Raw genomic sequence first — 19,178 nt, forward strand, 5'->3', positions numbered from 1 at the left:
TCTTGCTTCCGAACGGGAGAATCGCCGTATCGCGGAGAAACGGGAAGAAGCTCTTGAAGAGCGTCTCGCGGCATTGTCCAAGAATGAAGAAAAACTCGTTAGAGAATACGGCTCTGAAATCGAAGCGGTTCGAGCCAAAGCGGCGACGGAGATCAAAGATATCGAAACGATCTATTCCGAAGAGCTTGAGGCCGTTAAAGCGCAGTTGGGAGAGATCGCTACGGAGCGAACGCAATTGCAGGCCAAGGAGAAAGAATGGCAGCAATTAAGAGGTCAACTGGAGAGCGATATCGAGCACTGGGCGAAGCAAGCCGACGATCAGCGGCGCACGGTGGTCGAGCAGCAGGAAATGCTGCAGGAGGTGGAGCAGCAGACGGCGGAGCGCTTGCGCGCGCACGAAACGGCGCTGCAAAAAGCGGAGAAGGAAAAAGAGGAATTGGCTCGTCAACTGAGTGAGCGGGATGCTTGGGAGAACGAGTGGAGCGTATCGCTACGGAGACTGGAAGATGGTCTTGCATCCGAACGGGAGAATCGCCGTATCGAGGAGAAACGGGCAGAAGCTCTTGAAGAGCGTCTCGCCGAGCTGTCCGATGCGGAGCTGGCCGCGAGAGAAGCGGCCAAGCGAGCGGAGCAAGAGCTGGAAGCCGCATTGGCCGAAGCCGCGGCGACTCCGGCTTATGAGCCGGAAACGTCGATCCCGATGGAGGAGTTGCTTGAGCAAGCGGCGGCGAGCGAGCGGCTGCAAGAGGAACTCAATCAGCTTAAACGAGAGCACTCGACACTTAACGACGAATACAAGAAGCTTCAGAGCGAGTATAACGAGTGGATCGACATGTTGGAACAAGAATAAGCAGCGGAATTCGACGGCGCTAAGGGTCTGCAAGACCCTTACAGGGGACTTGAACAGGAATTCGACGGCTGTAAGGGTCTTCCAGACCCTTACAGGGCACTTGGAGAGGGATTCGACGGCTCTAAGGGTCTGCCAGACCCTTAGAGGGCGCTTGAACAGGGATTCGATGGCTGTAAGGGTCCGCCAGACCCTTAGAGGGCACATAAACAGGAATTCAGCGGCTCTAAGGGTCTGCCAGACCCTTAGAGGGCACTTGAACAGGGATTCGATGGCTGTAAGGGTCTGCCAGACCCTTAGAGGGCGCTTGAACAGGAATTCGACGGCTGTAAGGGTCTGCCAAACCCTTAGAGGGCACTTGAACAGGAGTTCGACGGCTGTAAGGGTCTGCCAGACCCTACCGGACCCTGCTAATGCTCAAGAGAGGGTCGGAAAATGAAACAAAAGCGCAAGTTGTAGGGGAATCTCCCCTTCAAATTTGCGCTTTCTTAATTATAGAGAACTGCTTTTGGGATGCCTGTTCCGATTAGCTAACGACGAGTTTGGCTACCATTTTGCTGTGGCCGGTTCCGCACATGATGTTGCATTTGAACTCGTAAGTGCCTGCCGGCAGATTCACGACTTTTGATTTGCCGCCTCTGATTTGAATGTCTTGGCCGATGATTTCTATGCCGTGCGCCCCGCTGATATTCTCGACCGTCAGCTTAACTGGCGTGTCTTTCGGAAGCGCGTATTCCGTTTGATCGAATTCCCAACTGCTGGCCTTAATCACGACTTCTTGCGAAGCGGCTTCTTCCGTAGCTTGAGAGTTTTTGTCCGAATCCGTATTTTTGCCTCCGCAAGCGGATAGCGTTAGTGCCAATGCCGCGATTACGAGAAAATAAATAATGTTTTTTTGCATGCGAATTCCCTCCGTACCTCATAAAGTGGCAGACGTCGTCTTATCTCTATTTCCGTTTCTGCCTGCCCACATTGTAACATACGGATGATCGCCTAAAATACCCAATCCATGGCAGAGTCATGACAATGTAGCATAATGACAATATCGAGCGACTACACCTACGTGAAACAGCCTCCTTGCCCGCAGGCAAGGAGGCTGTTCGGCTCGGGGCTATGCTCTTTTTCTTGCAGCTTCGTACGGGGTCGCGACGGGAATGAAAAGGTCGATAATCCCGATCACCAAAGCGGCCAGAAGCGCGCCGATCACTGTGACTTCGACGCGGCCGACAACGAACTGGGCTAGCCAGATCACGAGAGCGCTGCTCAGAAAGCCGACAATACCTCTGCCGAACGGGGTTACTTTTTTACCGAAGATGCCTTCGATAATCCAGCCCAGAACGGCGATAACGATCGCGAGCATGAGCGCGCTCCAGAAGCCGCCGACGTGAAATTGAGGAACGAGCCAACCGACCACCAAGAGTACGATGGCGGAGACGATAAAACGAACGATCGTGCCGAGAATGTTCATCTTTTTTTCAACCTCCTTTGCTGTAGTTTATCCCGAGTTTTAAACCGTATGAGTGGAAGGTTTCGCAAGATTAACCGATTCGGCTATAATATAGGCGAAGGAGTTGACATTAGCCGTGAACGACAAGGCTTTACATACGCTTGAATACGACAAAATTATCCGCCGGCTAACGGGTCTTGCCGCGACAAGCCTGGGCAAGGAAGAGGCGGAGAAGCTTCTGCCCGTCCGGGAATTGCCGATCGTCGAACGCCGCCTAGCGGCTACCGACGAAGCGGTGCGGGTCGGGAATCTCAAGGGCGCTCCGCCGTTCGGCGGAATTACCGATATTCGGCCATCCTTGCAGAGGGCGAAGCTGCAGGGCATGCTGCAGCCTCCCGAATTGATGGAGGTTGCCCAATTCATAATGGGCTCGCGGAGACTCAGACGTCATATCGCGGTTGCAGGAGAAGAAACCGAGCTGCCGCTTCTTGAGGATTTATGCGAACCGTTAACCGATTATAAGCAGGTCGAGGACGATATCCGCAGATGCATCGACGATCAGGGAGAAGTGCTGGATGCGGCTAGTCCCGAGCTCGCTTCGGTGCGTAGGGATATCCGCCTGAACGAAGGACGCGCCCGCGAGAAACTCGAAAGCCTGATCCGGTCGAGCTCGGTGCAGAAAATGTTGCAGGAAACGCTGATCACGATGCGGAACGACCGTTACGTAATCCCGGTTAAACAGGAATACCGCTCCCACTTCGGAGGAATCGTTCACGACCAATCCGGAAGCGGCGCAACGCTCTTTATCGAACCGGAAGCGGTCGTTCAGATGAACAACAAGCTGCGCGAACTGAAAATCAAGGAGCAGAACGAAGTCGAGCGGATTCTGCGCAAGCTTACGGCGCAAGTCGGAGAACGGGCCGATCTGCTCGCCGGAGACGCGGAAATTATCGGCATGATCGATTTTATTTTTGCCAAAGCCTCCCTCGCGCATGCGTTTTACGCTACCCTTCCGGAGATGAACGACGAAGGTCGTCTTCTTCTGCGCAGGGCGCGCCATCCGCTTCTGGATATGAAACAAGCGGTTCCGATCGATATCGAACTAGGAGAAGGTTATACGTCGATTATCGTGACGGGACCGAATACCGGCGGTAAAACCGTCTCTTTGAAAACGATCGGCCTGCTGAGCCTGATGGCGATGTCCGGGTTGTTCGTTCCTGCGGAAGAAGGAAGCCGACTCTGCGTCTTCGACGGAATCTATGCGGATATTGGCGACGAGCAAAGTATCGAGCAAAGCTTGAGCACGTTCTCGAGCCACATGACGAATCTGATCTCCATGCTCGGCCAGGTGACAAGCAAAAGCCTGGTGCTGCTGGACGAACTGGGTGCGGGGACGGATCCGGCGGAAGGCTCTGCGCTTGCGATCGCAATTCTCGAGCATTTGCAGAAGCTCGGCTGCCGATTGATCGCGACGACGCATTATAGCGAGCTTAAAGCTTACGCTTATAATCGCGAAGGGATCATCAACGCAAGTATGGAATTCGACGTTGCGACATTGCGTCCGACTTACAGATTGCTGGTTGGCGTTCCCGGACGAAGCAACGCGTTCGCGATCGCAGAACGGCTGGGCTTGCCGAAGAGCATTATCGACCATGCCCGAGGCGAGGTAAGCGAGGATGAGCTAAAGGTTGATTCGATGATCGCCTCGTTGGAGCAAGACCGGCTGCAAGCCCGCTCGGAACGTCAGTTGGCCGAACGGCTGCGCGCGGAAACCGAAAAGCTGCAGAAGGACTTTCAGGATGAGCGGTTCAAATTCCAGGAGCAAAAAGCGAAGCTGCTTGAAACCGCCCGCGAAGAAGCGCGGCAGCAGATCGCCAAAGCGAAGCGGGAGGCGGAAGAGATCATCTCCGACTTGCGGCGTTTGGCGATGGAAGAAGGGGCCTCGGTTAAAGAACATAAGCTGATCGAATCCAGGCGCAAGCTTGAAGAAGCCGTTCCCGAACCGGTCGCCAGACCGGTCAGGGGAGCGGGAGCCAAATCCGCGAAGATCGAAGCGGGCGACGAGGTCAAAGTTCATAGTCTAGGCGGCCAGAAGGGCCATGTCGTCGAACTCACTGGGAGCGGCGAAGCGTTCGTTCAGCTCGGGATTATGAAAATGAAAGTCGCATTGGCCGATCTGGAGCCCGTCCGTCAAGCTGCCGCGAGCAAAACGCCGGTTCAGGCCACGGTCGTCAAAAGATCGCGCGACGAGAACATTCGGACAGAACTGGATTTAAGGGGGATGGCGCTCGACGAGGCGATTCCGGAAGTGGACCGATTTCTCGACGAGGCGTTTCTTGCGAATTTGGGTCAAGTATACATTATCCACGGCAAAGGAACGGGAACGCTGCGAACGGGGGTTCAGGATTTTCTGCGCCGCCATAAACATGTGAAGAGCTATCGGTTAGGCCAATTCGGGGAAGGCGGCGCGGGCGTATCCGTAGCCGAGCTTCACTAAACGGGAGGTCTCGGGCGTGCATGGCGTAGTCGATTCGATCATGTCTCATCCTTTTCCGGCGGTGTTGGCTTATTTTTCGGTAGGCATACTGGCGTTGATCTTTTTCTTGTCTTGTTTCGAATGGGTGTCGAAGTACGACGGATGGGCGGAGATTCGCAAAGGGAACTTGTCCGCGGCCATGGCGACCGGAGGCAAAATATTTGGGATCTGCAATATATTCCGGTTTTCCATCGAAGCCAACGACACGATCTACGAAAGTCTGCTATGGGCTGCAATCGGGTTCGTGCTGTTGCTGGTCGCCTATTTTCTATTCGAGTTTATGACGCCGGTGTTCCGGATCGACGAAGAAATCAGGAAGGACAATCGGGCGGTAGGCTTTCTTGCGCTCGTATTGTCCGTATCCTTGTCTTACATTATCGGCGCCGCCGTCCACTAATCGAAGGTCGGAGGAATCAACATGAAGTATTTATGGGGAACGCTATTAGCCCTTGCGGTTTTGTTTGTCGCGATCGGCGTATTTTATATGATGAGGGAGGCTTGAACCGACATGTCCGTTGTAATCTGTCCGTGGTGTCAAAGCGAGATTCCGCAAGAAGAGGGGCAAGAGCCCGATAAGTTCTGTCCGGTATGCGACAATGAGCTGGACGGCTATCGAACGTTGACGTTAAGTCTGGGGGATGATGAGGAAGAGGAGGAAGAACCGGAATTCGAAGATGAAGACGCGCCGGTCATCTCGATCGATGACGAGGATCTCGGCTGGATGGACGACGAGGCACTGGAGTCCAGCGAAGAATTGGAAAGATTCGAGGAGACGGTGGAACAGCTTCTTAACGACCAGGAGCTTGTGCCGGAGTGTCCGCTTTGTCGGGAATATATGGTGGAAACGGGCGAACGCGTCATCTCGAAGGAGGAGTTTCAACCACGCGTTCATGAAGCCGTAGGCGAAGCGTTGGTGGAAGCTCCGATCAAGCTTGCGATGTACGTCTGTCCTTCATGCTTCACGGTACAATCTTTCCTAGGGGACGCCCACCGTCAGCGCATGGTGAGACGTTTAAGCCAGGATTCCACGCTTCGAGGAGAATCGGAGCCCGACGTATGACCAGAATGGTGCAATCCGTAATCGAATTGATCGGAAATACGCCGGCCGTTCAGCTGCAAAGAATGGCCGGGCCGGGTCATGCCGAGGTATACGTAAAGTTGGAAAAGCTGAATCCGAGCGGCAGCGTTAAGGATCGGGCAGCTTCGGGACTGCTGATGGACGCTGAGCGGCGCGGACTGATCGGCCCGGGAAGCCTGATCGTGGAGCCAACAAGCGGAAATACGGGAATCGGACTTGCGATGTGTGCGGCGGCCAAGGGATATCGGCTCATTCTCGTGATGCCGGATAATATGACCGCGGAAAGGATATCCCTTCTCCGGGCGTATGGGGCCGAGGTTGTATTAACGCCTGCCGCGGAACGGATGCCCGGTGCCATCGCCCGAGCCCGGGGCATTCTTAAGGATAATCCGGGCAGCTATATGCCGAACCAATTCGAAAATCCGGCGAATCCGGATATTCACCGTTCGACGACCGCTCTGGAGATTATTGAACAAACCGGAGGTCGCTTGGATGCGTTCGTTGCAACGGCGGGAACCGGAGGTACGATTACCGGAACGGGCGAAGTACTAAAGGAAAAGCTCCCGAATCTGCATATTGCCGTCGTGGAGCCTGCGGGTTCGCCCGTGCTGTCCGGTGGGCAGCCGGGGCCCCACAAACTGGTCGGAACGAGCCCCGGCTTCGTACCGTCCATTCTGAATACGTCCGTCTATGACGAGATCATTCAGGTCAAGGACGATGACGCCCTGGAAACGACCCGGAGGCTTGCCCGTCTTGAAGGATTGCTCGTTGGGCCTTCTTCAGGCGCTTCCGTATGGGCCGCTCTGCAGGTCGCTCGTAAGTTCGGAGAAGGTAAGCGGGTCTTATGCATCGCCCCGGATACAGGAGAACGTTATTTAAGCATGGATATATTCTGATCGGTGAATTTTGTTCGCGCGCTTGCCCTTTTCGGCAAGCGTTTTTTTGTGTGCATAACCAGGAGGCGAACGTCGCACTATAAGAACTGATGTCCAATTCATTGTCTGGGAGGAATAAAATCCGTGCAAGCTATGACCGCCAAAGAACTGGAATACTGTGCCGATTCGATGTCCAACGAAGATTTGTTGATCAAACAATGCGCCGTCGCCGCCGCTACGATTACGAACGCGCAAGTGAAGCAAGCCTGCTCGCATATGATCGATGTGCATACGCAGCATTACAACACGCTGCTGAGCGCGCTTCAGCAGCATCAATCGATCGCTCCCGCCCAACCCCAAGCATAGAAGGAGGCTGCCACAGATGTATAACAATACGGTTTTACCGGAAGCGGATATGGCCTACACGGTGCTCTCCGATCTGAAACGGGTTACTCGCGAATATGCGACGGCTGCCACGGAGTCGGTATGTCCGGAAATTCGGAAAATGTTCACGGAGCTGATGGACGATACGTTAAAGCTGCAAGGCGAGCTGTATATGGCCATGCAGCAAAATAATATGTATAACGCCTCGTCTCCGGTCATTAAACCGGAACTCGACAAACATCTCAAACAATACCAGCAGATCCAGCAGCAAACCGCGCAATTCGTGCAGCAAGCGCAATCGGCGCAGGGTCAAATGGCTATGAACGCCTCCTCAACCGGCAATCAGATGCCCGCCTATCAATAATTCGAAAGCACGACCCCGACCGGCTTCAAGCCGGCGCGGGGTTTTTGGCGTGTCCGGCATCCGGTTCGACTGGCGCCGATTTCACTTTCCACTTAGCCTGTTTTTGATGTATGATGAAGAGTAATTCAGGAGGGATCATGATGAACGAATTTAAGCTAAGCATCTTGGATCTGCTCAAGGAAGACGCCCGCTTAACCGCCGCTACGATCGCCACGATGCTGGGAGCGACAGAAGAGGACGTATCCGCCGCGATTGCGGAGATGGAGCAGGATCACGTGATCGTCAAGTATGCGACGGTCGTGAATTGGAGCAAGGTCGACGAAGAGAAAGTAACGGCTCTAATCGAAGTAAATTGCACGCCCGAGAGAGGCCGCGGATTCGAAAATATCGCGGAACGCATTTATCTATACCCCGAAGTGAAGTCGGTTTACTTAATGTCGGGCGCGTTCGATCTGCTTGTCGAGATCGAAGGCAAAAACCTGAAAGAAGTCGCTTCGTTCGTTTCCAACAAGCTATCCACCATCGAATCGGTCATTTCGACCAAGACGTTCTTTATTCTTAAGAAGTACAAACAAGACGGCATCATTTTCGAACAATTCGAAGACGATCACCGATTGCTCGTTTCACCATAACCGCAGTTCACCGTAAAGGAAGAATGCCACGATGATTAAAGAAGAGGAAAAGCCGACAATCAAAATGGCCGATCCGACGGGAAACGGCGGAATGCAACGCTATCTTGCATCGCGCGCCCGGGCGATTCCGCCTTCGGGAATCCGGCGTTTCTTTGATTTGGTCAACGCCAGCAAAGACAAGGACATTATCTCGCTGGGAGTCGGCGAACCCGATTTCGTAACCCCTTGGCGGGTACGGGACGCGGCCGTCTACTCCCTTGAGAGGGGCCATACGCAGTATACGCCGAACGCAGGATTGCCGGAACTTCGCGAGGCGATAGCGCAGTACTTATCCAACGAGTTTCATTTGAGCTACGATCCGGGTAAGGAAATGATGGTAACGGTAGGCGGTAGCGAAGGCATCGATCTGGCGCTTCGCGCGCTGATCGAGCCGGGCGACGAGATTCTCGTGCCGGAGCCGTGTTATATTTCCTATTCGCCGATTACTTCGTTAAGCGGCGGAGTTGCCGTAGGGATCGAGACGTTCGCGGAGCATCAATTCAAGCTGACGCCGGAAAGCTTAAAAGCTGCCATCACGCCTCGCTCGAAAATTCTCGTGCTTTGTTACCCGAGCAACCCGACGGGCGCGATTATGACGTACGAAGAGATGCTGCCGATCGCCAAAATCGTCGAAGAGAACGATCTGATCGTGATCTCGGACGAGATTTACGCAGAGCTCACATTTAATGGATCCCATACCAGTTTTGCGTCGTTGCCCGGCATGAAGGACCGGACGATCTTGGTCAGCGGTTTTTCCAAGGCGTTCGCGATGACGGGCTGGAGAATGGGATATGCTTGCGGACATCCGGATCTCATCAGCGCCATGCTCAAAATCCATCAATACACGATTATGAGCGCGCCGACGATGGGGCAGGTTGCCGCTTTGGAGGCTTTGACCAAAGGCGGCATGGAAGAAAAAGACCGCATGATGGAATCGTACAACCAAAGACGCCGCCTCGTCGTTCAAGGGTTTAGGGACATGGGATTGGAATGCCATGAGCCGCAAGGAGCGTTCTACGCGTTTCCTTCCGTTCGTTCGACCGGTTTGACATCGGAACAGTTCGCCGAGCGTCTGCTGCTCGAAGGAAAAGTCGCCGCGGTGCCAGGTCACGTCTTCGGCAAAGGCGGCGAAGGGTTCCTGCGTTGCTGCTACGCGACCTCGGTTTCGCAATTGACTGAGGCGCTGGAGAGGATCCACCTATTTCTTAGAAGTTTGGAATAAAAATGAATTATTTACAAAAGTCATATCCAAGTTGATTATGTTTTGCTATAATAACCATGATTTTCGGCCCGCCTAGAATATATTTCGTCTTGAGAAGGGGGAGTTTCATGGCTGCGGCAGAACATAAATCCACATCGATGTCGTCTTTACAAGCCGATACACCCATTATTTCTCATTATCCGCGCAGAGCTGCGGAACTAGCGGAAGAAATCGACGATTTGCGAAAAGCCATGACGGATACGTTTCTGAAAGAGCATTCCTTGGTCGCCGATTCGGTTATTCAATTAAGCAGGCAATTGGATATGAAGATCAACGAGTATATGAAATACATTCGCTTATGTCGGGAGTAGGACCGGTGAACATCTCACCGGCCTCTTTTTTCTTTTTGGTGAAAAAGCGTTTGTGCTATAGTAAATATAAACAACGGGTAAGGAGGACGGGGGATGCTGTGGGTCGTTACCGGCGCAATCGGCAGCGGTAAATCGGATTTCGCTGTAGAGCTTGCGTTATCCGCGGGCAGCGAGGGGATTCGATTAAGCTGTCCTCCGTTCCCGTTTCCGAATAGTACCGATCATTCGCGGGCAGCGAAGGAGCGTGACGGTAAGTTTCTGTGGACTTCATCGGAGGCGGACGAGTCCCTCGCTCATAAGCTGCACGCGATTAATATGGAATCCAATATCTTTCGCGCCGAGCGCCGCGTGATCGTCGTCGATAGCCTATCGGGATGGCTTCGTCTCATGTACAATCCGAAGGCCGACCGAGGTACCGATATGGAGAAATGGGTGGACGCCCGGTGGCGGGAAACGCTGGAAGCGATCTGCAGTTTCGAAGGGAAAATCATCATCGTGACGGAGGAGCCTTCGGCTGGCTTGGATATGCCTCCGATCGAACGGGATTTTGTCTATCGACTGGCCGCGGCTAATCGCAAGCTGATGGCGTCCGGGGCTACGTTCTACCGGATGACGGCCGGAATGGCGACGGAAGTGAAAGGATACCGATTGAAACGAAGGGACGACGAGATATGAAAATTTATACGAGAACCGGCGACGAAGGACAAACGTCGGTCATCGGCGCGCGCGTTCGGAAAGACGATCTCCGCGTGGAAGCGTATGGAACGATAGACGAACTGAACAGCTTCGTCGGGCAGGCGATATCCGTGCTCGCCAAAGATACGGCGGTCGACTGGACCGACTTGCTGGAGCATCTGACGCTCGTTCAGCATGAATTGTTCGATTGCGGCTCCGATCTCTGCTATGCTTCTCCCGATCCAGAAAAGATGAAGGTTACGGCGGAGATGACGGCAAGGCTCGAAGGCTGGATCGACGCATACGATGCCCAGACGCCGCCAATCGAGAAATTTATTTTGCCGGGAGGCAGCGAGCCGGCTTCGTTGCTTCATGTCTGCCGAACCGTGTGCCGGCGAGCCGAACGCATAGTCGTATCGCTTGCCGCGGAGCAGCCGTGTCCGGACGAGCCGCGCAAGTACTTGAACAGGCTTTCGGACTTTTTCTTCGCTGCCGCTAGGGCGGCGAACGCCCGTCTCGGCTTGACGGACGCGGAATACGAGAGAAGCGCGAAAGTATTTCGCCGGAGGTAGCGGAAAGAATGACGGAGAATAACGGCATAACCGACTATTACGCGCCGATCGAATTCGTCGCCGAAGCGTCGGATGAAGGCCGCAGATTAAGAGATGTGCTGCGCAAACGAATCGGCATTTCGCGAAGGCTGATGGTTCGACTGAAGACGTCGGAGGAAGGGCTATCCGTTAACGGGCAGAAAGTATGGCCGAACCATACGATCTCCGAGGGCGACGTGATCAGCCTGCGCATGGAAGCGGAAAGCTCGGAGACGATATTGCCTCAACCGATGGACCTCGACATCGTCTTCGAGGACGATCATTTGCTCGTGTTGAACAAGCCGGCGGGCCTTATCGTGCATCCGACGACCGGGCACTATTTGAACACCCTTGCCAACGGCGTGATGCATTATTGGCAGGAAAAAGGGGAGAAGATCCGTTTCCGCCCGGTGCATCGTCTGGACGAGCATACGTCGGGACTCGTCGTGGTCGCCAAGCATCCTCTAGCCCAGCAGCAGCTGTCCGCCCAGATGATGGAAGGCACGGTCCGGAAAGAATACCGGACTTACGTCTATGGACGGCCTCCGGAAACGGAAGGCGAGATTAACGCTCCGATCGGCCGGCAGACGGAAGATCCGCATCGCCGCGTCGTTCGCGAGGACGGAGCGCCTTCGTTGACGTATTACCGGGTATCGGAGCTTTACTCGGATCAGGCCAGCGCGATCGACATTCGGCTCGGAACGGGGAGAACGCATCAGATACGGGTTCATATGACGTTTATCGGATGTCCGATTATCGGAGACGGTTACTATGCGGTCGAGAAATGGAACGAGTCCGATCTTGCCCGGCGATTGGCCGGAACGATCGACCGTCAGGCGCTGCATGCCTACAGGCTTGGTTTCCGGCATCCGGTAACGGGAATCGAGATGCTGCTGGAAGCCGCTTTGCCGGAAGACATGCGGCGGTTGGAACAGGAATTGGAGAAGCTTGGGAACGAAGAGATAAAGGAGACCATCGATGTGGCCGCACCGCTAAAAGTCTATCATCTGCCGACCTGCAGCACCTGCAAGGGAGCGATCAAGGCATTGAAGCAGCACGAATACGAATTGGATTTGCAAGATATCCGCGAAACGCCGCCTACGCCCGAGGAGCTGTCCAAGCTGATCGCGCTGAGTGGATTGCCGATCGGCAAATTTTATAACGTCTCGGGCGAGGTTTATCGGGAGATGGGCTTAAAAGACAAGCTTCCTGCGATGACCGACGAAGAGAAAATCCGGCTGTTATCCTCCAACGGGATGTTGATAAAGCGGCCGATCGTCTCGGACGGGAGCAAAGTTACGCTCGGTTTCCGGGAGCAGGATTTCGGTCCGGCGTGGGTTAAGCCATGAACAGGCCGATGCTAAGATCGCAACGGCTTGACCGGCTGGGGTCCGCGATCTTCGCGGAAGTGGCCGGATGGAAGAGCGAAGCGCGGGCCAAAGGGTTATCCGTCATCAACCTGGACATCGGCAGTCCCGATCGCCCGCCGGAAGAGGAGCTACGGGCTGCTCTGGCGGCTGCCAGCATGCGAGCGGATGCATACCGCTATCCGGGAACGGAAGGTACGCAGGCTTTCCGAGAGACCGTCGCCAGGTGGTTCTTCCATCGTTTCGGCGTCGAGCTCGATCCGCAGACGGAACTGCTGTCGCTGATGGGCACGCAAGACGGGCTTGCCCATCTGCCGCTCGCGATTACGGATCCGGGAGACATGGCGCTGCTGCCCGACCCGGGTTATCCGGTCTACGGCGCGGGACTCGCGGTCGCCGGAGTTGAGGCGGTACCGCTTCCTCTGCTGGAGGAAAACGGATATTTGCCGGATTTCGATGCCGTCCCCGAAGCCATATGGCATAAAATCAAATTCATGATTCTGAATTACCCGAGCAACCCACTGTCCGCCACGGCCGACTTAGGATTCTTCGAGAAAGCGGTCTATACCGCTCGCAAACGCGGCATTCTGCTCGTTCACGACAACGCCTACAGCGAGATGGCGTTCGATGGCTTGCGTCCTCCGAGCGTATTGGAAATTCCGGGCGCATCCGACGTCGCGATGGAATTCCATTCCCTATCCAAGTCGTACCACTTGGCGGGAACGCGCCTTGGCTTCGCGGCCGGCAACAAGGACGCGATCGCTTCCTTGCGGGCATTGAAGAACAATATCGATTTCGGCGTATTCCTGGGCGCGCAAGAAGCCGGGATCGCGGCACTGGAGATGGACATGTCCGCTCCGCGTCCGATCGCGGGCTTATATGAGCGCCGAAGGAACGTGTTCGTCCGCGAACTGCGCGAGCAGGGCTGGAATGTACCGTTGCCTAAAGCGACAATGTTTCTGTGGGCTCGCGTTCCGGACGGATGGTCGTCCCGGGCGTTCTCCCAATCGCTGTTAACGTCCACGGGAGTCGCGTCGATTCCTGGCAACGCGTTCGGAGCGCGTGGGGAAGGATATGTCAGATTGGCGCTCGTAGAGCAGGAAGACGTATTGCGCGAAGCGGCGAAACGCATTGGCGAGTTTATTCGCAGTTCACAACCGTCGAAATAGATCATTCGTTTGAAGGAATAATCCACATGGCAAGTTGAAGCTTAAGCGCATCATGAAAGATTTGAGGATTACACCCGGTTTCGGAATGAATTTGCTCCAGACGATAGAGCATGGTGTTCCGGTGAATGCCGAGCTGTTTGGACGAAGCGGCAACGTTTAAATCGCAATCCAAATAAACGGATAACGTCTCCCGTATTTTGGGCGTCAGATCAGCTGCGAATTGATCGGTAATACGACGCCGTGAACCGGGTGTAATTTCTCGAATGATGGCTTTCCATGATAGATCCTCGTAATAGGACACCCTACCCCCGATGCTTTTATTCCAATCCAGAGCCGTCTGGCTTTCCCTATAACTATCCGGAAGCTGATCCAATGCCGTAACCTGCGTTCCGACGCCGATGGCCAAACGGTTTTCCTCTGCGGCCGGCCAAGGAAATCCTTCGAGAAGCTGCTTGATCTTCTTGGAAGACTGGCCTGAGAAGATGAGCACGTAGTGACCCGAATGATGCAGACTGACGAGTGCGGTTAGCAAGAAACGGGTCTTAAGTTCATGAAAAAAATAAGGATCAATCTCATCGTTTGCCGGTGAGGACGGCAAGGCGATGATCGCAACCTGGTAAGGAGGGCGCAGAGCAAAGGGAATCGGCTGCAACCGGCGATTAAACATATCCGCACTTTTGGTACCCTCTGATAGCAAATCATCGGATATCCGATTCACGATCAGTTGCTTCCAATCTTTCTCGAGGCGGTCTTGCTCTTGCTGCAGCATGAGCTCGACGGCCATTTTAACCAGCTGTACGAAGGATATCACCTCTTCGGGGTCGCCGGAAATGCCGACCGCTCCCACCACCGCGCCTCTGTATTCGATCGGCATATTAATGCCTGCTTGGACGCCCTTCCACTGTTTCGTTATCTCTTGTCCCACGGAGTACGTTTTTTTTTGTTGAATCGCTTCATATGCCGCTTTGTGAAACTGGCCGATGCGCGATTTGTCTCCGCTGGCCAGCACTTTCCCGGAAGCGTCGAAAATGTTGATGTTACGATTTACGCGCTGCATCGTTTCGGCTACGATCCACTCGGCAAATTCCGGCGTAAGCATGTGCACACTCCATTTCGGTATTTTGATGTTATGTACATATTAACTAAGTAATATCATCAAATAAAGCCTGTAGTTGTTCATTTTAACTAAAGATAATGAAGGTGAAACGTTGTAAGCTGAAGTCAACAAAGAAAAGAGGTCATTCCGCATGAAAATTGTGTTGGCACCTGATTCTTACAAAGGAAGCCTGACTGCAGCAAGGGTATGCAGCATTATAGAACGAGCAATGAAGGAAGAATTGCCGGATGCCGATATCGTGTCCATACCTATGGCGGATGGAGGGGAGGGTACCGTAGATGCCATCGTGAGAGCGGCTTCGGGCCGAATCATCGAGATGACGGTTAGCGGCCCCCTAGGCTTGCCGATTCAGACCTGCTTCGGCGACATCAGTCAGAATTCTGAACGATGCGCCATCATCGAAGTCGCAAGCTTGTTCGGACTTCCCATGTTGGCGCAGGAGGCGCGTGATCCGCTAAATACGACTTCTAGAGGTCTTGGCGATGCGATCCGTGTCGTATTGGACATGGGATACCGGAGGTTATACATCGGGTTAGGCGGCAGTTCGACCAATGATGGCGGAATGGGCATGTTATCCGCTCTTGGCGCGCGATTCTATAGCGGGTCAGGCGAAGAGTTGCGCGGATTCGGACGGGATTTAGCCGCTCTGAATCATATCGATCTATCGGGGTTGGACCCTAGATTGGCGGAGTGTACGCTCATCGCCGCGAGCGATGTGACCAACCCTTTGCTTGGCCCTCAGGGGGCAACCCATGTGTATGGCCCGCAAAAAGGCGCCGATTCCGAGACGGTAGAAATGTTGGACGAAGCCATGGGAAAATATGCGGATTTGCTGGAAAGCGCGATGCGCATTCAGAAGCGGGACTCGTCTGGGGCTGGAGCTGCAGGAGGAATCGGATTCGCGTTAATGTCGATCGGCGCCCAAATCCGCCCAGGTGCGGAAGTCGTCGGCATGCTCTGTGGATTGGATGAACATATACAAGCGTCTGACTGGGTCCTTACCGGCGAGGGGAGCAGCGACGGTCAAACGCTCTACGGCAAACTGCCGATCTATGTGGCGCGTAGGGCAAGCGCGGCAGGGAAACCGACGCTATTGCTGTCCGGAAGTCTGGGGGATAACTGGCAATCGCTGCTTCCTTATTTTACCGGATGTATATCGACCGTGACGCGCCCCTCTTCATTGGAAGAGAGCCTGCTTCAAGCTGAACGGAATCTGGATATTGCATCTCGCAACGCCGCCCGGTTACTCTTCAAGGCTCAGTCCTTTCCGAAATGATACGGCATTGAGTATTGAATTTATAAGAGCAAACATATTAATTCTCGATTATCCAGACTGAAGTCCACGAGAAACGTGGACTTTTTTCTATGGTTCCACTTGTAGAATTAATATCCATCAAATACATAATTCGACAACAATCGACGCAACCGATTTGTATAATATTCAGTAACATGAGAAAAATGTAAAGTATTCGCTTCATATGTAGAATCAGGTCGTTAAAAATCAGTTCAGAAAGTAGGAGAATGATGAAAAAATGTCTTTTTTTTATTTTAGGTCTAACCGTTTTATATTGCATGATAGGTAGTTTTTTCGTTATGCTTCTAGCTTTGTGGGATAACAGTAATGATAGATTTTATGTGTTCGAGAAAGATGTATCTGCAGCAGCATTATCGGGATTACTATTTATTATTTTGCTTGGTATTTATGTATTTGTATTTAGGACATTATTAAAAATTAATGAAAAACTTCTGTCCGGTAGTATTTTTCTAGCCATTCTTTTAATATTTTTTACTCCGACCATCATTAATTATTCTCATTCTATTTCAGAAGCGATACAGATTAAATCAGCTAAAAAGAAAGTAAATCAGAATGTTATTCATATTATGAATCTAATTGCTGAGAAAAAATTGCCATACGAAATGGATTTTGATGAAAGTAATTTATATTCAAATTTACATTCATCCGAAACCACTTATATTTTTCTAGAAAAACAATCAAATGAGAAAATCAGTAAGTCAGAGGTATTAAATTTAGTACATAATTTACCTCTACAAAATACACGATTAACGATACGTGAAGCAAGCCGAGACAATTACATAGCAATTACATTTAATGAGAATAAAAAAATAACATTCTGTGATCCCGAAGGTACTTGCAAACTAAACAACATTGTTGTAGAGGAGAATTCATGAATATGAAGGTAATAACTCAACTTTTCGCAGCATGAAATCGGCAAACGATCAGAGTCGAAAGCGTCTTTCCTGTCTTCGCAGTGATTTCGTTGATAAGCTCAAGCAACTGTTGCAAGGCGACTAATATGAAAAAGGAATAAAATTCTGACTAAATATGTAGAATCAATCTATATTCGGAGGAGCACATGAAGAGTAAAAAGCACGCTTTGTATTTTATTTCCAGCGTCGCGTGTGGTTTCATTATGGTTTGGTTATTTATATTTTTTTTACTAAATTCATCAAACTCCGGTCTAATTGCAGAACGGCATACAGACAAAGCTATAAGGTACTTTATTTTATTTATTATTTTCTTAATAGCATTTTTAATACTCATAATAAAACAATTCAAACTCATGAAGAGGTTATCTATTTGGAGTGTAGTCTTCATAGTAACTATTCTAGTTTTGCTCACCCCCGTAATAATAAATGCGTACTATCAATTGTCTGAAAAATATGAAAACAAGCTTGCAGAAAATAAACAAAACAATAGCGTGATCGAAATTAGAGAAATCATCACAAAAAGTAAATTGAAATATCAATTGGACTTTGAGAAAAGCAATAAAAGTTCAAATTTAAGTCCATACCAAATTACCTATATCTATTTAACAAAAGAATCTGAAGATAGGTTATCAAGTAATGAAATAAATGAGTTAATCAGTATATTTCCAGATAGGGAATTGATTATCGAGATTCGGGAGATTAATCTGAAGAACTTTATTGTTGTGAGAGTTAATTCAAAAAAGGAAATTATAGATTGTACCCCATTTGATATTTGTAGTGAAATAAATACTTATTATTAAAGGAAAATATAATATGCCAAAGATTTTCGAAGAAGCTTGTACAAATAGGCAGAGTAAGCTAACATCGAAATGAATGGAGGAAAGCCTATTATGACCGAACCGAAAGTTCTGCTAGTAGACGGAATGGCGCTGCTGTTCCGGGGATTTTACGCGAACGCTTATGGAGGATACATTCGCAAGACGAAGGCGGGTCTGCCGACCAATGCCGTCTTCGGCTTCGTCAAATATTTGTTCGACGCATGCAGAACGTTCGAACCGACGCATATCGTCTGCTGCTGGGATATGGGGAGCAAGACGTTCCGCACCGACAAGTTTGCGGACTACAAGGGGAACAGGCCGGAGGCTCCGGCGGACCTCGTCCCGCAATTCGATCTGGTGAAAGAAGTCGTCGACGGATTGAACATCCCGAATATTGGCATGATCGGATACGAAGCGGACGATTGCATCGGCACATTATCCAAGCAGCTTGGCGCCCACATGGACGTGTACGTGCTGACCGGAGACCACGACATGCTTCAACTGGTCGACGAGCGGGTGAAAGTCGTCATCATGAAGAAGGGACCGTCCAATTACGCCGTATACGACTCGGAGGCGTTGCTAGAGGAGAAGCAGCTGACGCCGAAGCAGTTTATCGATCTGAAGGGCTTGATCGGCGATACTTCCGACAACTACCCGGGCGTCAAAGGCATTGGCGAGAAAACGGCGACGAAGCTGCTCGTCGAATACGATTCGATCGACGGTATATTGGACAACCTTCACGCATTGCCGAAGGGCGTCCGCGCGAAGATCGAAGCGGATATCGAGATGCTCCATTTATGCCGCGAGCTCGCGACGATCTATTGCGAGGCGCCGGTCTCCTGCTCGCCGGAAGAGTGCTTATGGCGGCCGGACCATTCGAAGATCGCGTCTTTGTTCGAACGGCTTGAATTTAATAGTTTGGTGAAAGACATGAGTAAATTGGTTCTTTCGGTCTCATAAATCCGCGGGATCATTCGTGGCGCAATGTTAAATGCGCCAACGGATGATCCTTTTTTATTTTATCTCCGCTTTCTCCTCGGTAAACGGCTTAAATGCCCGTACTTCAAACCTTCTTCCGGTGCTCGAAAGGAAGACGCCGCAAAGGATGAGCGCCAATCCCATCAGCAAGCTCCATCTGATCTTCTCTTGAAGCAGGATCGCTCCCCATATCATGCCGCTTACGGGGATCAGATACGTCACCATCGTCGCAATCTCGGGGGTTCCTTTTTGGATCAAGTAATAAAACAGAATATAGGCGATACCCGAACCGAACATCCCCAATCCCAACATGGCGATGGAGTTCGGAAGCGAAAGCAGCCTGGAAAAGGGGATTCACATTGGATGTTCATTGCATAGCAATGGACTTTTTTGTTCAAAATAACTTTTCCATCGGGAGGTAAATGTTGGAACGTGTAGAAGTATTAATTAGGTATTTTGCA

At 51.8% G+C, this 19,178-nt stretch carries 22 protein-coding genes; 18 read left to right on the forward strand and 4 right to left on the reverse strand.

Translation table 11 applies throughout. The annotated features are described in order from the left end of the window. Positions 1–850: coiled-coil domain-containing protein (locus FPZ45_RS16575; protein WP_186438428.1), on the forward strand; the 850-nt coding region annotated here is incomplete at its 5' end. A gap of 523 nt (positions 851–1,373) precedes the next feature. On the opposite strand, the gene FPZ45_RS16580 is transcribed toward FPZ45_RS16575, so the two are convergent. Both FPZ45_RS16580 and FPZ45_RS16585 read right to left on the reverse strand, forming a co-directional pair. Continuing rightward, positions 1,374–1,748, reverse strand: a complete 375-nt coding sequence (locus FPZ45_RS16580; RefSeq protein ID WP_144704200.1) for a cytochrome C oxidase subunit II — start codon at positions 1,746–1,748, stop codon at positions 1,374–1,376. A gap of 210 nt (positions 1,749–1,958) precedes the next feature. Continuing rightward, positions 1,959–2,315, reverse strand: a complete 357-nt coding sequence (locus tag FPZ45_RS16585; protein WP_144704203.1) for a phage holin family protein — start codon at positions 2,313–2,315, stop codon at positions 1,959–1,961. A 115-nt stretch (positions 2,316–2,430) separates the two neighbouring features. Here FPZ45_RS16585 and FPZ45_RS16590 point away from each other — a divergent pair, with 115 nt between their 5' ends. From FPZ45_RS16590 to FPZ45_RS16650, 13 genes are all read left to right on the forward strand, one after another. Then, positions 2,431–4,791, forward strand: a complete 2,361-nt coding sequence (locus tag FPZ45_RS16590) for an endonuclease MutS2 (RefSeq protein ID WP_144704206.1) — start codon at positions 2,431–2,433, stop codon at positions 4,789–4,791. 40 nt (positions 4,792–4,831) lie between these two features. After that, on the forward strand, positions 4,832–5,227 hold the full coding sequence (locus tag FPZ45_RS16595) for a DUF350 domain-containing protein (RefSeq protein WP_425457010.1): 396 nt from the start codon (positions 4,832–4,834) through the stop codon (positions 5,225–5,227). A gap of 111 nt (positions 5,228–5,338) precedes the next feature. Beyond that, positions 5,339–5,890, forward strand: coding sequence for a hypothetical protein (locus FPZ45_RS16600; RefSeq protein ID WP_144704212.1), 552 nt, complete (start codon positions 5,339–5,341; stop codon positions 5,888–5,890). Further along, positions 5,887–6,804, forward strand: coding sequence for a cysteine synthase A (gene cysK / locus FPZ45_RS16605; protein ID WP_144704215.1), 918 nt, complete (start codon positions 5,887–5,889; stop codon positions 6,802–6,804). Before FPZ45_RS16600 ends, cysK begins: the two co-directional genes overlap by 4 nt. A gap of 132 nt (positions 6,805–6,936) precedes the next feature. Beyond that, positions 6,937–7,149 carry a hypothetical protein gene (locus FPZ45_RS16610; RefSeq protein ID WP_425457011.1) on the forward strand — a complete coding sequence of 71 codons (213 nt, stop codon included), beginning with the start codon at positions 6,937–6,939 and terminating at the stop codon, positions 7,147–7,149. A 16-nt stretch (positions 7,150–7,165) separates the two neighbouring features. Further along, positions 7,166–7,531, forward strand: a complete 366-nt coding sequence (locus FPZ45_RS16615; RefSeq protein ID WP_144704221.1) for a spore coat protein — start codon at positions 7,166–7,168, stop codon at positions 7,529–7,531. 140 nt (positions 7,532–7,671) lie between these two features. Beyond that, complete coding sequence (locus FPZ45_RS16620) at positions 7,672–8,163, forward strand: Lrp/AsnC family transcriptional regulator (RefSeq protein WP_144704336.1); 492 nt, start codon at positions 7,672–7,674, stop codon at positions 8,161–8,163. Between the two features lie 31 nt (positions 8,164–8,194). After that, positions 8,195–9,424 (forward strand): aminotransferase class I/II-fold pyridoxal phosphate-dependent enzyme, encoded by a 1,230-nt coding sequence (locus tag FPZ45_RS16625; protein WP_186438429.1) that lies wholly within the window; start codon positions 8,195–8,197, stop codon positions 9,422–9,424. A 107-nt stretch (positions 9,425–9,531) separates the two neighbouring features. Beyond that, on the forward strand, positions 9,532–9,774 hold the full coding sequence (locus FPZ45_RS16630) for an aspartyl-phosphate phosphatase Spo0E family protein (RefSeq protein ID WP_246120477.1): 243 nt from the start codon (positions 9,532–9,534) through the stop codon (positions 9,772–9,774). Positions 9,775–9,867: 93 nt separating this feature from the next. Continuing rightward, the gene (locus FPZ45_RS16635) at positions 9,868–10,449 is read left to right on the forward strand and encodes a bifunctional adenosylcobinamide kinase/adenosylcobinamide-phosphate guanylyltransferase (protein WP_144704224.1); all 582 of its coding nucleotides are present in this window, start codon (positions 9,868–9,870) and stop codon (positions 10,447–10,449) included. Continuing rightward, complete coding sequence (locus FPZ45_RS16640) at positions 10,446–11,021, forward strand: cob(I)yrinic acid a,c-diamide adenosyltransferase (protein WP_144704227.1); 576 nt, start codon at positions 10,446–10,448, stop codon at positions 11,019–11,021. Before FPZ45_RS16635 ends, FPZ45_RS16640 begins: the two co-directional genes overlap by 4 nt. An 8-nt stretch (positions 11,022–11,029) precedes the next feature. Beyond that, the gene (locus tag FPZ45_RS16645) at positions 11,030–12,388 is read left to right on the forward strand and encodes an RluA family pseudouridine synthase (RefSeq protein WP_186438430.1); all 1,359 of its coding nucleotides are present in this window, start codon (positions 11,030–11,032) and stop codon (positions 12,386–12,388) included. Continuing rightward, on the forward strand, positions 12,385–13,575 hold the full coding sequence (locus tag FPZ45_RS16650; RefSeq protein ID WP_246120478.1) for an aminotransferase class I/II-fold pyridoxal phosphate-dependent enzyme: 1,191 nt from the start codon (positions 12,385–12,387) through the stop codon (positions 13,573–13,575). The genes FPZ45_RS16645 and FPZ45_RS16650 overlap by 4 nt, the downstream gene beginning before the upstream one ends. Before the next feature lies 1 nt (position 13,576). On the opposite strand, the gene FPZ45_RS16655 is transcribed toward FPZ45_RS16650, so the two are convergent. After that, positions 13,577–14,674, reverse strand: coding sequence for a CdaR family transcriptional regulator (locus FPZ45_RS16655; protein WP_144704230.1), 1,098 nt, complete (start codon positions 14,672–14,674; stop codon positions 13,577–13,579). A 148-nt stretch (positions 14,675–14,822) separates the two neighbouring features. Between FPZ45_RS16655 and FPZ45_RS16660 the strand changes: the two genes are divergently transcribed. From FPZ45_RS16660 to FPZ45_RS16675, 4 genes are all read left to right on the forward strand, one after another. Then, positions 14,823–15,968, forward strand: a complete 1,146-nt coding sequence (locus FPZ45_RS16660; RefSeq protein WP_144704233.1) for a glycerate kinase — start codon at positions 14,823–14,825, stop codon at positions 15,966–15,968. A 245-nt stretch (positions 15,969–16,213) separates the two neighbouring features. Further along, positions 16,214–16,882, forward strand: a complete 669-nt coding sequence (locus FPZ45_RS16665; RefSeq protein ID WP_144704235.1) for a hypothetical protein — start codon at positions 16,214–16,216, stop codon at positions 16,880–16,882. A gap of 185 nt (positions 16,883–17,067) precedes the next feature. Next, positions 17,068–17,721, forward strand: a complete 654-nt coding sequence (locus FPZ45_RS16670; protein ID WP_144704238.1) for a hypothetical protein — start codon at positions 17,068–17,070, stop codon at positions 17,719–17,721. 90 nt (positions 17,722–17,811) lie between these two features. Beyond that, positions 17,812–18,699: a 5'-3' exonuclease gene (locus tag FPZ45_RS16675; RefSeq protein ID WP_246120479.1), complete on the forward strand. Its 888-nt coding sequence runs from the start codon at positions 17,812–17,814 to the stop codon at positions 18,697–18,699. 54 nt (positions 18,700–18,753) lie between these two features. On the opposite strand, the gene FPZ45_RS16680 is transcribed toward FPZ45_RS16675, so the two are convergent. Continuing rightward, positions 18,754–19,071 (reverse strand): DMT family transporter, encoded by a 318-nt coding sequence (locus FPZ45_RS16680; protein WP_342780067.1) that lies wholly within the window; start codon positions 19,069–19,071, stop codon positions 18,754–18,756. Positions 19,072–19,178 lie beyond the last annotated feature (107 nt).

This window comes from Cohnella terricola (assembly GCF_007786475.1).
Lineage (GTDB): Bacteria > Bacillota > Bacilli > Paenibacillales > Paenibacillaceae > Cohnella > Cohnella terricola.

Coding starts and splice junctions, on each gene's coding strand:
- FPZ45_RS16635 (WP_144704224.1), top strand. CDS start 9,868: ATGCTGTGGGTCGTTACCGGCGCAATCGGCAGCGGTAAATCGGATTTC.
- FPZ45_RS16585 (WP_144704203.1), bottom strand. CDS start 2,315: ATGAACATTCTCGGCACGATCGTTCGTTTTATCGTCTCCGCCATCGTA.
- FPZ45_RS16645 (WP_186438430.1), top strand. CDS start 11,030: ATGACGGAGAATAACGGCATAACCGACTATTACGCGCCGATCGAATTC.
- cysK (WP_144704215.1), top strand. CDS start 5,887: ATGACCAGAATGGTGCAATCCGTAATCGAATTGATCGGAAATACGCCG.
- FPZ45_RS16580 (WP_144704200.1), bottom strand. CDS start 1,748: ATGCAAAAAAACATTATTTATTTTCTCGTAATCGCGGCATTGGCACTA.
- FPZ45_RS16610 (WP_425457011.1), top strand. CDS start 6,937: ATGACCGCCAAAGAACTGGAATACTGTGCCGATTCGATGTCCAACGAA.
- FPZ45_RS16665 (WP_144704235.1), top strand. CDS start 16,214: ATGATGAAAAAATGTCTTTTTTTTATTTTAGGTCTAACCGTTTTATAT.
- FPZ45_RS16595 (WP_425457010.1), top strand. CDS start 4,832: ATGTCTCATCCTTTTCCGGCGGTGTTGGCTTATTTTTCGGTAGGCATA.
- FPZ45_RS16615 (WP_144704221.1), top strand. CDS start 7,166: ATGTATAACAATACGGTTTTACCGGAAGCGGATATGGCCTACACGGTG.
- FPZ45_RS16670 (WP_144704238.1), top strand. CDS start 17,068: ATGAAGAGTAAAAAGCACGCTTTGTATTTTATTTCCAGCGTCGCGTGT.
- FPZ45_RS16625 (WP_186438429.1), top strand. CDS start 8,195: ATGATTAAAGAAGAGGAAAAGCCGACAATCAAAATGGCCGATCCGACG.
- FPZ45_RS16660 (WP_144704233.1), top strand. CDS start 14,823: ATGAAAATTGTGTTGGCACCTGATTCTTACAAAGGAAGCCTGACTGCA.
- FPZ45_RS16620 (WP_144704336.1), top strand. CDS start 7,672: ATGAACGAATTTAAGCTAAGCATCTTGGATCTGCTCAAGGAAGACGCC.
- FPZ45_RS16655 (WP_144704230.1), bottom strand. CDS start 14,674: ATGCTTACGCCGGAATTTGCCGAGTGGATCGTAGCCGAAACGATGCAG.
- FPZ45_RS16675 (WP_246120479.1), top strand. CDS start 17,812: ATGACCGAACCGAAAGTTCTGCTAGTAGACGGAATGGCGCTGCTGTTC.
- FPZ45_RS16650 (WP_246120478.1), top strand. CDS start 12,385: ATGAACAGGCCGATGCTAAGATCGCAACGGCTTGACCGGCTGGGGTCC.
- FPZ45_RS16630 (WP_246120477.1), top strand. CDS start 9,532: ATGGCTGCGGCAGAACATAAATCCACATCGATGTCGTCTTTACAAGCC.
- FPZ45_RS16600 (WP_144704212.1), top strand. CDS start 5,339: ATGTCCGTTGTAATCTGTCCGTGGTGTCAAAGCGAGATTCCGCAAGAA.
- FPZ45_RS16640 (WP_144704227.1), top strand. CDS start 10,446: ATGAAAATTTATACGAGAACCGGCGACGAAGGACAAACGTCGGTCATC.